The organism is Chitinophaga sp. ARDCPP14, from assembly GCF_051362515.1.
Lineage (GTDB): Bacteria > Bacteroidota > Bacteroidia > Chitinophagales > Chitinophagaceae > Chitinophaga.
In genome coordinates, this window is record NZ_JBKIXB010000014.1 from 215,917 (window position 1) to 231,801 (window position 15,885).

Sequence of the window (15,885 nt, forward strand, 5' to 3'; positions counted from 1 at the left end):
ATACGGACCCTTTCATTCTTCATCAATATACGCCTGGAACTTTTTCTGAACATCCTCCGTGAAATAATAATAACCATACTCCTCGTTTGCCTCCACATAATCCTGCAAATGCATTTTATCAGCAGGCATGATTCCCTCTTTCATAATGGTAAAAACATGTGCTCCTTTTATACCGTAGGCAATTCCGGTGTAAGAAATCAGGTTGATAAGTTCTTCAAATTCAAAACCGGTATGCTGGCTTCCGTCAATATTAAACACCGCCCAGTTGACGTCGTCATGCACGGCGATGTATTGCGATTTGAGGAATTCTATTGCGGCGTATTCAGGCGCCAGTATCCATTTGCTAAAATCACCGCAGGTGAAGAATAAGCCATCTTGATTATTGGTAATAACCTTACAAAAGTTGAAAGACAGATGTTCAAGACGTTCGGGTAACTCCTTAATAATAGCCGTTATCGGCTCATCGGTAATTGGACGCAGATCTTCTATTAAATCAAAGTCAAAATCCAGCACCAGTCCCAGCGGGTATTTAAACAATCCTTGTTTATCATTCTTACTCATTAAAAATGCGTGTCCCCAGGTTTCAATGATGTCAGTATAATCAGCCAGTAAGATTTCTCCACTGGAAGATAGTAAAACATTATGCGCCTGATATGGATGTTTTAAAACCTCGAATATAACAACCTCTTCATTAAAATTTTCAGCATGATAAATAGCTCTCCCTTTAACAAAGGCAGGATCGAATCTGCCGAGAAAAACAAACTGACCGGAGAATATTAAATGGCTGCCGGCGCCTTCCTCTTCGATGGTGTAAAACGTTTCATCGTCGGAAACTTTAATTTCATGATTATAATCAAAAGGCAGCATTACTTTGTCATCAGCATTTATTACCCCGTATTTTCCATTCAATCCGGCCGACCAGTAACTTCCCAAAGGCGTTAAGGAGGAGAGGTCATCGTAACGCGGCGGGAGCTTGATGTTGCCGTTCGATTGTATCAGGCCATACTTGCCCTCTAAGTTCACTACTGCATATCCGCCGTCAAATCCATAGGCGTCGTTATAAACCGGCTGTACAACCATTTTCCCGGATTTATGGATATAGCCGTACTTCCCGTCTTTTGCTACAACGGCGAGTTCTTCTTCTTCATCGAAACCATAGAACTCGTCATAAATCGCTTCCGCCAATATCTCCCCCTTCTTATCTTTTAATCCCCAAAGTCCGTTTTCTTCAAAAATATCTGTATCCCCGGTATCTGCCTGTTCATAGATATACCTGAATCCATAATCATAACCAGGGTAATTCAGCAAGGACCTGAAATCGGAGAACCCCAGCATCACCCCGCCTGCAAATGCAGCAGGGGTTAAAAGCGAAATATCATCTGCGTCTATTGCACGGGTGATGACATTGTTGTTATAGGCTATCACCGTCAACAGGTCATTGGCTTGCTGCTGATGACTTTCATCGCTCATGTTAAAAACGTCCCAGGCATCTACATGAATGTAAGGCTGACTTAAATTATCCAGGTACCGGAACATTTTTTCTTTGGCAATCGTAAAATTTTCTATATCATCTATCAGTGCTGACTGGTGATTTTCGATAAAATTATAAAACCGTTTAATGTTTTGGATTCCCTTTTCTGCATTATAATAAAGACCAAAATTTTCTGGATCGGTATGCGTGTTATAAATATTACCCGCCACAAAACCTTCGTCAATCAGCAGGGGTTGCAGCAGCAGCGGCACTTCGTATCCCCATTCCATTACCATTACATCGGTATCCTGAACAACAGCCGGGGAAGAAATATTATAGAGGTAAGCTCTGTGAGACATAATGAATAATTTCAGACGGAAGATAAATCAAATGCAGATAAAAAAATGCGCCCTGTATACATTTGTATACAGGGCGCAGAAAAGCACTATAACGTGCAAGGCTATATTTTTATCATGGTTTAAATTCGAGCCAGTCCAGTGTAAACAAATGCTGGTCCGGTTGCTGATCTTTGCTGAACACGAAGTAGAGGTCATTTTTACCGGCAGGTGCTTCCACTGGTGCGGTTACTTCTATAAATTTATCCCAGTTGCCGGTGGCTTTGTATGCCAGCTTGCTGATCACTGGTCCGTTCACGCTGCCAGTATGAATTTCCAGCACGGCATCCTTGTCGAGGGATGAATACCGGTAAGTGACTTTATGAATACCTTTCAGATCAATATCCCTGAATACAAAGAACGATTTGTTATGAATAGCCCCAAGGTGATCAGATGAACGGTCTATGTTGTTAACGGAGTCCGCATCTTCTCCCTGTACGCGGAGGGAGCGAAGGAGCAGCAGTCCGCTGCCGCTGAGCGGGGAGGCGTTGCCGCCGCCATCTGTATAGGTGGCTGCCAGTACATAGGTGCCATACTTTTCCTTACCCAGGTGATCCTTCAGTGCTACGCTGCCGGAGGCGGGCAAGCTGCCTGCCGCCTGTGGCGCGGACAGCGTGAGGATGTATTTTACAATTTGTCCGGCTTCGTCAACAGACAGCTGCGGATGTGCCGCCATAGAGTGTTCTCCCCAAACGCCGCCGCCGCCTTTAATGATCTTGGCAGCAAGATAGGCTGGTGCTTTAGGGTCTTTCTCATAGCGTTTGGCTACCTGTGTAAAGGCAGGGCCTACGGAGGCTTTATCTACCTGGTGACACGCCTTGCAATCGCTGCTTTCCATCAGCAACTTGCCAGGATGCGCCGGTACCGTGGTAATGAGCTGATGTCCTTTCTCTGCTTTCGCTTTGCTGCGTGGAATGTAATGCAGGCCAATCATCAGTTGCTCGTTATTGATGGCCGGATCTTCCTTATCCGTCACTGTAACGGCATAATGCAGCGGGCTGTTTTCAAAATAGAAGGTAGTGTTATCGGTTGTGCTAACCTTTACTTCCGGTACGGTGTTACCTACGCGGATGGTTAGGGTATCGGTGCTGCTGGCGCCTTCCGGATCCGTTATTTTCAGGATGGCATGGTACACGCCATTCTTTTCATACGTGTGCACAGGTGAGGAATCAGTTACCGCAGCGGTTTCATCGCCAAAATGCCATTCGTATTTAAGTGCCTGTCCTTCATCAAAATCATAGCTCTTTTTGCTGCTGAAGTTTACTTTCATGGGGGCAGTGCCGGCGGTATCAGCAGTGGCAATAGCTGCTACCGGTGCGCGGTTGCCACCGTTATAGGAAATGCGTACCAGTCGCGCATCGTCGTTGTCGATACCATATACGGAGCCATACTCGAGTATGTACAGGTCGCCGCCTTTACCAATGGCCATGTCTATCGGGCGCCTGAAATCGCCGTTGGTTTTCATGAAAGGTTCCATCGATTTAAAGTGCTGCTGGCTGTCCAGTCGCACGGCATATACCCAGTTACGCATCCAGTCGTAAATAAATAAGGCGTTATCATACCATGCAGGCAAACCGGTAGGGGAGGCAGTTGCTTCATTATAATGGAATACTGGTCCGGCCATTGCGCAGCGGCCGCCGTTGCCCAGTTGAGGGAATACGGCAGAGGAATCGTACGGATACCAGATCATGGCCTTTTGTGCGGGTGGCAATACTTTCAGCCCGGAGTTATTGGGTGAATTGTTTACCGGCGCTTCTGCTTTGAAAGGTGCGCCGATGGTTTTGGTAGCGAAATCATATTGCGGGTATACTTTATTATCACCTACTACAAATGGCCATCCGAAGTTGCCTGGTTTTTTTGCCTGGTTGATTTCGTCGTATCCGCGCGGGCCCTGGTCGCCGTCCTGGCCTGCATCCGGACCTACCTCGCCCCAGTAAACAATGCCGGTGGCAGTGTCAACGGACATGCGGTAAGGATTGCGGCAGCCCATCGCGTATATCTCAGGGCGTGTGCCGGCGGTGCCTTTGGGAAAGAGGTTACCGGCAGGAACGGTGTAGCTGCCATCCGGTTCGGGATGGATACGCAGCACTTTTCCACGGAGGTCGTTGGTATTGCCGGCGGAGCGTTCGGCGTCAAAAGTAATGCGGCCGGGAATAGTGTCTATCGGCGCATAACCGTTGGAAGCGAAAGGCACCGTGTTATCGCCGGTGGAAATAAAGAGGTTGCCGTTGCGGTCCCAGTCGAGCGAACCACCCGTATGCGCGCTCACTTCCAGTTCCAGCGGGATGGTGAGCAATACCTTTTCGGAAGCCAACACCAGGGAGTCTTTGCCTTCCAGCGTAAAGCGGGATACGTGTTGCGCTGCGGGAAGCTTATTGGGCGTATAGTAAAAATAGATGTAATGATTTTTGTCGAAGTCCGGGTCAAGTGTAACACCCAGCAACCCGTTACCAAATCCTTCCTTCGTATCGGGGAGTACCGGGAATGTATATACGACTTTGGTGGCCTGTGTGGCCGGGTCGTAGTGATACAATTTACCGCTGCGTTCAATAAAATACACGCTGCCATTACCTGCTACCGCCAGTTCCATCGGCTCGTTGAGGTCGTTGGAAAGAATGGTTTTGGTAAAACGGTTGTCTTCCGGGGCTTTGGTAGCCTTGCTTTTGGCAGGGTGGTCGCCGCATCCCTGTATAATTAATGTCAATCCGACAATAAACAGGGCCGGAAGTCTCTGCGTGCATAGCCTGAACAGTTCACTCATGTGATGTGATTATGGATTTGATTTGCGGGACACAAAATAATAGAATATTATTTTTTATTTCCTTAAAAATGGATGAAAGGAAATAACCACATCGTTTTGAGGATCAGGGAATATTGGCTAATTTAATATCAGATTGGAAGAGGAAGTTGTCATTTTGCGCTGTGCTTCCGTATATTTGAGACCCACATTATTCAAGCTGGTAAATGGAAAAGATGGATCTGAACGAATTTAAGCAATCTTTACAGGAGACACACCCACCTAAATATGTCGACATATACCTTGAATCCCTTTGGTACGAAGGGAAAGGTAACTGGAAAAAGGCGCACGACCTGGTAGACGATCTGCCGGGACCGGATGCTGCAAGGGTACATGCTTACCTGCACAGGGTAGAAGGAGATCAGGCAAATGCTGACTATTGGTACCGCCGGGCAGGCACCACCAGGCCTTCTGGTACACAGGAAGAAGAATGGGAACAATTAGTTACCCAGTATTTAAAATAACCGGCAACTGACGGTTACCGATTGCCAATTTAGCGTGTACATTTTACATTTGTCATTGATTATTAGGCTATAAAAAAGCACTAATTTGTTTATTATTTGTATATTCCGCGTGGCGTTAGATCAACAAATATTAGACAATCAGTTATTTTAGTTTTTTAGCGGAGTATGCGGAAATTTATCCTTTTACTATTTTTATCTGTTTATCTGATTACAAATGCTGGTTATGCGCAGTCCTACGGATTACGCTTTTCCAGTCATGAAGTGGTGCAGGAAAGGAGAACAACGCTGAACTTAACTTCATCCGGTCCGCTGTGTTTCAAAAAGAACGGGGAAATATCATTCGATCTGAACTTCCTTCCTTATAAAGAAACTTATTTCGGATACGTATTAAGGATCATCGCCGCCAACAACCAGAACATAGACCTGGTATATAACCAGAAAGAAAGAACCTTTAACTTCCTCATAGGCGAAAGCTTTTCACGTGCATTTGCCATTGATTCAGCCGCCCTCTTCGGCGGGTGGACGCATATCACTATTCACCTCGACCTCGGGCGTAATGAAGCCGCTATTTCGGTCAATGATAAATTTATCGCCAAAGGTCCTGCAAAGCTAGGCAACCCGGCATGTACCCGCGTGTTCTTTGGCGCCAATACCTACGAAGGTTTTCAAACAGTGGATATTCCACCCATGAACCTTCGTAATATAGTGGTGAAAGAAGGCGCCCAAACCAGGTACAACTGGCCGCTCTCCGAAAACGATGGCAGTAACGCCACCGACCTGCAGGAAGGTAAAACTGCCGAGATCCGCAATGCCAACTGGATAGGTCCCAAACACCGCAACTGGAGCCTGCTCCAGAGCTGGGAAATTAATGGTACCCCCAGTGTGGCTTTCGACCGGGAGAAAGAAGTGCTCTATATTGTATCTTCCGATTCACTATATAATATTTCGTTTAAAAATGAGCAGCAACACGGCATCCGCCTGGCGCAACGCCTCGATAGCCTCATGCCGGGGAACCAGTCGGTGTTCAACCCATTTCTTCATAAGCTCTTTAACTTTTATATAGACCAAAAAAAAGCAGGGTCTTATGATTCCCTCAACCGGAAATGGGATATCAGCTACACACCAGACCTGCTTACCGTTTACTGGCAAGCCAATAAATTTGTCTCCCAACAGGATACTTCCCTTTATATCCTCTGCGGATACGGACAAATGCAATATAAAAATACCGTACAGCGATATCATTTTGCCAATAAGAAGTGGGACTCCGTACCCACCACCGGCGAAAGGCTCATTCCCCGGTACCTCGCCGCCACCGGCGCTACCAGCAATGGAGATACTGCTTATATCCTGGGCGGCTACGGCAGCAACAGCGGGAACCAGGTAGTAAACCCCCGCCATTACTACGATCTCATGGCCTTCCACGTGAAAGATCACTCCTTTCATAAAGTGTTCCAGCTGGAAGAACCGCCCGTGCAGTTCTGCTTTGCCAACAGCCTGGTCATCGATCCAAATACCCAGAATTATTATGCCCTCATCTTCCCCGACGATAAATTTAATACCAGCCTGCAGCTCGTGGAAGGCTCGCTGAAAGCACCACGGTTAAAGCCACTGGCCAATACCATCCCTTACTCTTTTCATGATATCAAATCGTTCGCAGATCTCTATTACTGCCGCGACAGTAAAAAGCTGGTCGCCGTAACGCTCTATACTTCCAAAGACAATATCACGGAAGTAAAGGTGTACACGCTGGAATTCCCGCCCGACGCGGTAGTGGCAGATAAATCCGGTCTCCCGGAATTTTTCGCCTGGTACCCGCTGCTGCTCATTCCCGTAGTCGCCGCCGGCCTGTTCTTATTCCTGCGCCGCCGCAGAAAGATCATGCCACCACCTTCAGTTGTTGTGTCGCCGGTACCAGCAACTGCAACACCGCTTCCTCCGCTGCCCGTGGTAATACCCGAAACGGTTACCGATGAAACGGCACCGGAAGAAATCATCGCTGAAAAAAAAGGAAACATCTATTTTTTTGGTCCGTTTGAAGTACTGGACAAAGAAGGGCAGGACGTTACCAAATTCTTCACGCCGCTGCTCAAAGAATTATTCCTGCTGATAGCCATCAATACCATCCGTTCAGGAAAAGGTATTTCATCCGACCGGCTCTATGCCACCCTCTGGCGCGATAAGTCCAGCAAGGAAGCACAGAACAACCGCTCCGTGAATATGGTAAAGCTCAAAGCCATCCTCGACAAGCTGGGCGCCTGTGCCTTCGTAAAAGAAGCTGACCGCTGGAGCCTCCAATACTCCACCGCCGATATCGACATGGACCTGGCCGGGTTCCAGCAACTGCTGCACTCGCCCCGTCCACTGCAGGAACAACATGTAAGGGATCTGTTGAAGATCCTCCATCGTGGCTCTTTCCTGCCCGACACCAACTACACCTGGCTGGAAGATATCCAGTCCGAAATCTCCGGCATAACCCTCGACATCCTCACAGAGGCCGCCAACCAGTTCAAATCAGATCCGGAACTCCTCGTTGAAATCGCGGACCGCATCTTCCTCTTCGACCCCGTGAATGAAGAAGCCCTCCGCATGAAGTGCAGCAGCCTCGTGTCGCTGGGGCGCCATTCCCTCGCCAAAACGGCCTTCAACAAGTTCGCGAAGGAATATCTCCACATGTATGGGGAGGAGTTCCCGCAGTCGTTCACGGACTACTCAGGGTAGCGGGATTAGAGCGGATTTTGTCTTTCTCACTGATTACGCTGATTATATTGATTTTTAGGATTTGATCACGTTGGGATTTTAAAGGATTTTGGGAGATATAAGCGGATATTGGCTTCTGTTTTCCTGATTATTATTATTATTATTATTATTATCGTTAAAATCAAACATTATCAAATCAGCGCAATCGGCGTTAATCAACCTAATCCTGCACCAAGTCAATTTAAAATCGCCGAAGGCGATCTACGCTAATATTTCCGCTTATATCTCCCCAAATCCTTTTAAAATCCCAACGTGATCAAATCCTAAAAATCAATAAAATCAGCGTAATCAGTGAGAAAGACAAAATCCGCTCTAATCCCGCTAACTTTTTTTCGCATTAGTGCATTATTAGTGCTGCCGTTAAGGCCCGCCGTATAAATTGCATTGAAATGAATAAGACAAGGTTCCACGACTATGGCACTCAGGCCGTTTTATTACGAAAAAAAAGGATGCTGGTGATTAAAATCATCAGCATTCTTTTTCCTTTTTTAATTATCGGTGGAGTGGAAGGGGGATTGCGGTTATTTAATTACGGCCACAACCTGGCGCTTTTTATTACCTCTCCGCAAAACAGCAATTACTACCAACTCAACCCCGCAGCTTCCCTGAAATATTTTTCCAATACGGAAATCGCTACCAAAGGCAATAGTGAATTATTTAAGAAAGTAAAAGACACAGGTACCCTCCGCATTTTTGTATTAGGTGAATCCACTACGATCGGGTATCCCTATTTTCATAATGGCTCCTTTCACCGTTGGCTGCAATACCGCCTCATGCATTCCTGCCCGGAGAAACGCCTCGAAATCATTAATCTTTCACTAACGGGCGTTAATTCCTATACAGTAGAGGGTTTTACAAAAGAATTATTGCCTTATCAGCCGGATGCGGTACTTATTTATACCGGGCATAATGAGTATTATGGCTGCCTGGGCACCGGCAGCACCGACAAAATTGCCGGCAACCCTTTCCTGATCCACCTGGTGCTGAAGCTCGGGGAGTTCCGGATTACCCAGCTCATGGCCAACGCGCTCCATAAAATTTCCAGGCTAACACCGGCCAGCCCGGATGGCGCCGGCAAAACCCGCATGGAAATGATGGTGGCAGCACAACAGATCCCTTTCGGATCAGCGATGTACGAAAGAGGCATTGCCCAGTTCACGGCCAACATGGATAATACCCTGCACATGCTGGACCAGGCAAATGTTCCGGTGTTCATCAGCAACCTGGTGTCTGCTGAAAAAGACCTGTTCCCATTTGTTAGCATACCACCCGACAGCATAAAGTACCAGGGCTTCAACACCGCATACCTACAGGGTGAGGGGGCGATGGCCAATGGGGATTCCGCTGCAGCCCTGCAATATTTCATGGCCGCGGAAAACAGCTACCAGGCGCATGCCGGCTGCAACTATTACCTGGGACTACTGACCCTGCACAACGGCGATAGCGCCGCTGCCAAAACGTATTTCGACAAAGCCAGGGACCTCGATGCCCTTCGTTTCCGGGCGCCATCCAAACTGAATAAAGTGATGCTGGAGCTATGCAGCAAATATAAGAACGCGCACCTGGTAGATGCCAATGCGGCTTTTGAAGCTGCGAGTGCCGGCCGTATTATCGGTAATGGGCTGATCCTCGAACATGTACATCCTAACCTGAAAGGCTATGCGCTCCTGTCGGATGTGTTTTATAATACCATGAAAGCACAGGGACTTTTCAAGCCGTTGCCGGAAACGGAAATGAGCTTTGCCCGGTTGCAGCAAACCATGCCCATTACGGTTATCGACAGCTTATCCGGCGCTTATAAGATCGCTAATCTTAAAAGAAGCTGGCCGTTTAGTAAAACGCATGTTGATGATACTATGCTGATTGCCAGTGCAGAAGAACAGCTTGCTTATGAAGTTGCTTTCAGGAAAACATCCTGGGCCGCGGCGCTGCAACAGCTTTATAATGCCTACAATCAAAACGGCGATTTTGCAAACGCCGCTACCATTGTGGCGGCATGGGTACAGGAGCATCCTACCGAAGCGGGATACTACGAGGAAGCCGGTAATTACTATGGTAAGCTGGATCATACTGCGGAAGCCATCTTCTACTTTAAAAAAGTATTTGACATGTCGCCTTCCTTTGAGGTGGCCAGGACGCTTTTTGTGCTTTACCTGAAACAGGATAACGCCACCGGAGCATTGCCTTACCTGAATTATGCCATCGATCATAACGAACGGCGCTTAAACCTGTTGCCCGTAAAAGATTGCCTGTTGCAGGTCCTGGAGCTGCAAACAAAGGCGGCGAGGGAGCCGGCAAATATAGGTTTGCTTAACCAGATTGCGGGACTGTACTACCGGATGGGCAATAAAGAGGGCGCCGTGCTGTATGTAGAAAAAGTATTGCAAGTCTCGCCAGGCAACCGGGATGCACTCACCATGCAAAGTCAACTCAAAAAAGTATAGCCATGTGGAAACGGTTCACCCATATTACGCTGCAGCAATGCATAGAATCCGGCCAGGTGGCTGTGGCGGCGCTACTGGCGGCGGCCCTGTATTTCCGTGATTTCAGGCTGGTAACCATTGCCTTGCTGCTGTTGCTCATCACATTGCTGGCGCCCCGGCTTTTTTATCCGCTGGCGGTGATCTGGTTGGGCATCGGAAAAGTTTTGGGAGAAGTAAACATCCGCATTCTTCTGACCCTTGTTTTTATACTGGTGGTAGTACCTGTGGGCTTATGGCGGAAGTGGCGGGGCAAAGATACTTTACAGCTACGCGGGTTTAAGAAGGAGAAAGGATCGGTGATGGTTACACGTAATCATGTATATACGAAAGAAGATTTACTGCATACATTTTAAAACGATCATCATTTTCACGTCATGGAATTTCTGCATGAACTGTTCTATTTTTTAAGAACCCGTAAAAAATTCTGGCTGCTTCCGCTGATCATCGTGCTGTTGTTATTGGCATCGCTGGTAGCCCTGACCAGTGCTTCCGCGCTGGCGCCTTTTATTTATGCCATATTTTAACGGCTTTGAGGAAAATTATCCTGGGTATATCGGCATTTTATCACGACAGTGCAGCTGCGCTGATCATCGATGGGCGCATTGTTGCGGCCGCACAGGAAGAACGTTTTACGCGCATTAAGCAGGATGCTGCTTTCCCGGCGCAGGCCATTAAATATGTATTGTCTGAAGTGGGTATCTCCTTTGATGAGCTAACGGCGGTGGCGTTTTATGACAAACCGCTGCTGAAATTTGAACGGTTGCTGGAAACGTATCACGCTTTTGTACCACGTGGCTGGCGCAGCTTTATCACTGCTATGCCGGTGTGGATGAAGGAGAAAGTGTTTATGAAGAAAATGCTCCGCCACCAGTTCCGCACACTGGGAGCTACGGTAAAAGTGCCATTGTATTTCCCAGAACATCATTTATCTCATGCTGCCAGCGCTTTTTACCCGTCGCCTTTTGAGTCGGCCGCCATTCTCACCGTTGATGGCGTAGGGGAGTGGGCTACCACTACCATTTGTTATGGCGCCGGTAACGATATCAAAATTTTAAGGGAACTGCGATTTCCGCATTCACCCGGCTTATTATATGCTGCATTCACTTATTTCCTCGGCTTTAAAGTAAACAGCGGCGAATATAAATTAATGGGGCTGTCGCCCTACGGACTGGCTGATGCCCCGCAAACCATTGCCTTCCGGGAAAAGATCCTGTCAACGTTGGTGGATATACGAAACGATGGTTCCATCCTGCTGAACATGGATTATTTTGAATTTGCCACCGGGTTGAAAATGACGGCTACGCCACTATGGGAAGCCTTATTTGGTTTTCCCCGCCGGGAGCCGGAATCAGCTATCACGCAGGAGCACATGAACCTGGCGCTGGCTATTCAGCAGGTTACCGAACAAATTGTAGTGACGCTGGCACGTACGGCGAAAGCCATTACGGGCAGCAATCACCTGGTGATGGCAGGCGGTGTAGCGCTTAATTGTGTGGCCAATCATAAAATAAAAGCTGCCGGTATTTTTGAGGATATCTGGATACAGCCTGCTGCCGGTGATGCCGGCGGCGCATTGGGCGCTGCATACGCCGCTTATCATATTGGTATGGAGCAGGCCCGTGTTTTTTTTCCGGGAGATGATGGCATGCAGGGCGCATTTCTCGGCCCCGCTTATGGCGACGCCGATATCCGGAAGCTGCTGGCCCGCTATGCAGCGGTGGCTGTTCATCAGCCGGACTTCGTCGCACTCACGCAGGAAGTGAGCGCCCACCTGGCCGGCGGAAAAGTAGTGGGCTGGTACCACGACCGGATGGAGTTTGGTCCCCGCGCACTCGGCAACCGGAGCATCCTCGCCGATCCACGGCAGGCGGCCATGCAGCAGCAACTCAACACGAAAATAAAATTCCGTGAGAGCTTCCGCCCCTTTGCACCCGCAGTACTGGCAGAAGATGCGCACCACTATTTTAATGACGCCACTACTTCTCCCTATATGTTATTTACCACCACATTAAAAGATGCGCTGCGCACAAATACACCAGCAGATGCCACCGCCTCCATTTATGAGCGGCTGCATCTGCAACGCTCCACCATCCCTGCGGTGACACACCTCGATCATTCCGCCAGGATACAAACCGTACATCGTACGCTTCATCCAAAGTTATGGCAACTTATTAATTGTTTTAAAGAACTAACGGGTTGCAGTGTGTTGATCAATACCTCTTTTAATATAAGGGGAGAGCCGGTAGTAAACACGCCGGAAGATGCGTGGCTTGCTTTTATGCGAACAGAAATGGATTACCTGGTAATGGGGAATTATATTTTTGATCGCCGCCAGCAACCAGCGTTGCCGCCGGAGTTGTTCAAATCCTTTGAAAGGGATTAATAGCTTCTTCTTAAAAAGAAAATTAAAAAAAATACAGCATTAATATGGCTGTTAGTTCATTATTAGCGCTGCTGTTAGGCCGCCGGCGCTTACTTGCATTCATTATTCTCTTATCAATCGAAATATCGTTCGCGTTATGAAAAGATTACTATTGCTGATGCTCCTCGCATCGGGCCTGCTGCAGGCCTATGCACAAAAGCAGTTGACAAAGGGTAAAGTGCTGGATGAAACCGGCCAACCACTACCCGGAGCAACCGTTAGAGTAAAAGGTACCAACATCTCAAGCCCCACCAATGCACAGGGCGAATTCCAGATTGCTACCGGCGAAACCGCTTCCCCGGTACTGGTGATTTCCTATATCGGCTACCTTTCACAGGAGGTGACGGTAACCGGCGGCGACTTATCCGTCACTTTAAAAACGGATGCCAGATCCCTCAATGATATCGTAGTAGTCGGGTATGGCACACAGAAGAAAAGCGACGTAACCGGCGCTACCAGTTCGGTGAAAGCCGTGGAAATTGCCAAACGTCCTTTAGTAAGAGTAGAACAGGCTTTACAGGGAACTACTTCCGGCGTAACGGTGCAAAGCAACAGTGGTCAGCCGGGTAAAGGCATCAGTGTAAGGATCCGCGGCGCCAGTTCCATCACCGGCAGTAACGACCCGTTATACGTCATTGATGGTTACATTGGCGGCAACCTGGAGTCCATCGCTCCCGGCGATATTGAAAGCATGGAAATCCTGAAGGATGCTTCCGCTACCGCCATCTACGGTTCCCGCGGATCTAACGGCGTGGTAATGGTAACTACCAAAACCGGTAAATCAGGAAAACCCCGCGTGGATGCAAGCGCCTGGATAAGCAAAGCTTCTTTGCCAAAGAAACTAAACCTGATGAACGCCTACGAATTTGCGCAGCAGGTAAATAAAAAAGGCGATGTTGCCGGAACGGGCCATCCGTTTACCGATGCGCAACTCGCAGAACTGCAGAAAAATCCCGGTGGCACCGACTGGCAGGATGAACTGACCCGCAAGCCATTGACACAAAACTACCAGGTAGGCGTGTCCGGTGGTTCTGAAAATGTAAAGTATTATTTCTCTTACAACCACCTGGATCAGCCAGGTTTGCTGATCAACTCCGGCTATAAAAGAAATACGCTGCGCGCGAATGTGGATGTGAAGCTGAACAGCAAAATGGACCTGAAAGTAAATATTACAGGTTTGTTGCCGGAATCACACAACACGGATTTCTCCGGTGATATCGTTGATCCGTTCTCGCAGTCCAGTATGTGGGATCCTACCAGCCCGGTAAGAAATGCAGCTGGTGATTATATCAGCCAGTCTAATTTCGCATCCCTCGCTAAAAACCCGGTGCAAAATATCATGAGCCGTTCGGTAGATGGAAAAACGTCTAACCTGACTGCTACCGGCGTTTTCACCTATCGTATCATCGATCACCTTACCTTTACTTCCAATAACAGCTATGAGCTGCAGAACCAGCAAACGCAATCCGTTTTTCCTCCGGGAACAAACGAAGCGTTTAACGGTAACGACTATGCGAAAATGGAGAATAGCCGGTACAGGAGCTGGCAGAACTCCAACTTCCTGACCTATAACAACCGCTTCAGGAATCATTCCCTCACGGTCACCGCGCTCGTGGAACAGGCTTCCAAAACCAATACAAACACCATTGCGCAGGCTAATAAATTATCTACCTACAGCCTCGGCTACTGGAACCTTGGATTGGGTAAAACCCAGTCGACCAGCAGCGGTTACTGGGCAGATGCGCTCATCTCTTATATGGGAAGGGTAAACTATGCCTTTAAAGATAAATACCTGTTAACCGTTTCTGTTCGTACAGATGGATCTTCCCACCTGGTAGAGAAGTACTCCACATTCCCCGCAGTTGCATTAGGATGGGCTGTAGACAAAGAAGGGTTTATGGCAGATTCAAAAGTGATAACCGGTTTGAAACTCCGCGCCAGCTACGGGCAAACGGGTAACCAGGCAGTACCTGCCTATTCTACCATTGCCCAGATCGGTACGGCCCTGCCTTACTACTTCGATGGTACTACTTCAAGCGTAAATACCCCGCTGGGAACACCGGTAGCCACTACGCTTCAGTGGGAAAAGAACGCTACCTATGATGTAGGATTGGACATGGAATTCTGGCGTGGCCGCTTAACCTTCACCGCAGATGCCTATAATAAAAAAGTATCCGACCTGCTGTATGCCACCGATAACCCTTTTTACTATGGCGGCGGAAGCTTTCAGCGTAATATCGGCAGCGTAAGGAATACCGGCCTGGAATTCAGCGTAGGCGGTATGCCGGTTGTTGGAAAAGACTTCAAGTGGACCAGTAACTTCAATATCTCCTTCAACAGGAACGAAGTATTGGATCTGGGAGGTCAGGACAATATCATTGTAAATGGTATCGGCTCTGCACAACAAGGCGTATCCATCATCAAAGTAGGGGAACCGCTCGGTACCTTCTATGGTTATAAATACCTGGGCACCTGGAAAAATGAAGAAAAAACAGAAGCCGCTACATACGGCAAGAAGCCCGGAGATACAAAATATGCTGACCTCGATGGCGATCATAAACTTTCCGGCGGCGATCTTACTACGATCGGTAATGGTATGCCTAAATATTACTTCGGTTTCATCAATGATTTCTCTTACAAGAACTGGAGCCTGAACGTTATGTTCCAGGGCACGCACGGCAACCAGATGTATTCCTTTACCCAGGCCTATACAATGGGCGGACTGGGAGATGCACGCGATGCCACCAACGCGCAACTCCTCGATATGTGGACGCCTGAAAAACAGACAGACGTTCCCGTCTATGGTAACCAGAACGAAATAAAAAGCAGCCGTTATGTATACGATGCCAGCTATATCAAACTGAAAAATATTTCCCTCACTTATACCATTCCTGCATCACTGCTGAGCAGGATACATGCACGCAGCCTGGATGTTTACATCAGCGCCCAGAATATCTGGACCATCACCAACTACCCTGGCTACGATCCGGAAGTAACCAACGCCACCAATGCCATTACACAAGGTTTGGAAACAGGTACGATACCTAACCCCAAAACCTATACGATTGGTGTAAGACTTGGTTTATAATTGACATA

9 protein-coding genes are annotated in these 15,885 nt (G+C 48.0%); 7 read left to right on the plus strand and 2 right to left on the minus strand.

Going from position 1 to position 15,885, the window contains the following annotated elements; all coding sequences use genetic code 11:
* Positions 1 to 12: 12 nt before the first annotated feature.
* Together ACLHR0_RS29000 and ACLHR0_RS29005 are read right to left on the minus strand one after the other, a co-directional pair.
* On the minus strand, positions 13 to 1,830 hold the full coding sequence (locus tag ACLHR0_RS29000) for a WG repeat-containing protein (protein ID WP_436491346.1): 1,818 nt from the start codon (positions 1,828 to 1,830) through the stop codon (positions 13 to 15).
* Positions 1,831 to 1,942: 112 nt separating this feature from the next.
* Positions 1,943 to 4,627 carry a PQQ-dependent sugar dehydrogenase gene (locus ACLHR0_RS29005; protein WP_436491348.1) on the minus strand — a complete coding sequence of 895 codons (2,685 nt, stop codon included), beginning with the start codon at positions 4,625 to 4,627 and terminating at the stop codon, positions 1,943 to 1,945.
* Positions 4,628 to 4,839: 212 nt separating this feature from the next.
* Here ACLHR0_RS29005 and ACLHR0_RS29010 point away from each other — a divergent pair, with 212 nt between their 5' ends.
* The 7 genes from ACLHR0_RS29010 (at position 4,840) to ACLHR0_RS29040 (ending at position 15,877) form a co-directional block, all read left to right on the plus strand.
* The gene (locus ACLHR0_RS29010; RefSeq protein WP_429047432.1) at positions 4,840 to 5,127 is read left to right on the plus strand and encodes a hypothetical protein; all 288 of its coding nucleotides are present in this window, start codon (positions 4,840 to 4,842) and stop codon (positions 5,125 to 5,127) included.
* 165 nt (positions 5,128 to 5,292) lie between these two features.
* Positions 5,293 to 7,845: an AfsR/SARP family transcriptional regulator gene (locus ACLHR0_RS29015; protein ID WP_436491351.1), complete on the plus strand. Its 2,553-nt coding sequence runs from the start codon at positions 5,293 to 5,295 to the stop codon at positions 7,843 to 7,845.
* 428 nt (positions 7,846 to 8,273) lie between these two features.
* The gene (locus tag ACLHR0_RS29020; RefSeq protein ID WP_436491353.1) at positions 8,274 to 10,328 is read left to right on the plus strand and encodes a hypothetical protein; all 2,055 of its coding nucleotides are present in this window, start codon (positions 8,274 to 8,276) and stop codon (positions 10,326 to 10,328) included.
* Between the two features lie 2 nt (positions 10,329 to 10,330).
* Positions 10,331 to 10,720, plus strand: a complete 390-nt coding sequence (locus ACLHR0_RS29025) for an SxtJ family membrane protein (protein ID WP_429047435.1) — start codon at positions 10,331 to 10,333, stop codon at positions 10,718 to 10,720.
* Positions 10,721 to 10,741: 21 nt separating this feature from the next.
* On the plus strand, positions 10,742 to 10,891 hold the full coding sequence (locus ACLHR0_RS29030; RefSeq protein WP_429064891.1) for a DUF5989 family protein: 150 nt from the start codon (positions 10,742 to 10,744) through the stop codon (positions 10,889 to 10,891).
* 5 nt (positions 10,892 to 10,896) lie between these two features.
* Positions 10,897 to 12,750: a carbamoyltransferase family protein gene (locus ACLHR0_RS29035; RefSeq protein ID WP_436491355.1), complete on the plus strand. Its 1,854-nt coding sequence runs from the start codon at positions 10,897 to 10,899 to the stop codon at positions 12,748 to 12,750.
* A gap of 136 nt (positions 12,751 to 12,886) precedes the next feature.
* Positions 12,887 to 15,877, plus strand: coding sequence for a SusC/RagA family TonB-linked outer membrane protein (locus ACLHR0_RS29040; RefSeq protein ID WP_436491356.1), 2,991 nt, complete (start codon positions 12,887 to 12,889; stop codon positions 15,875 to 15,877).
* The last annotated feature ends 8 nt before the right edge of the window (positions 15,878 to 15,885 follow it).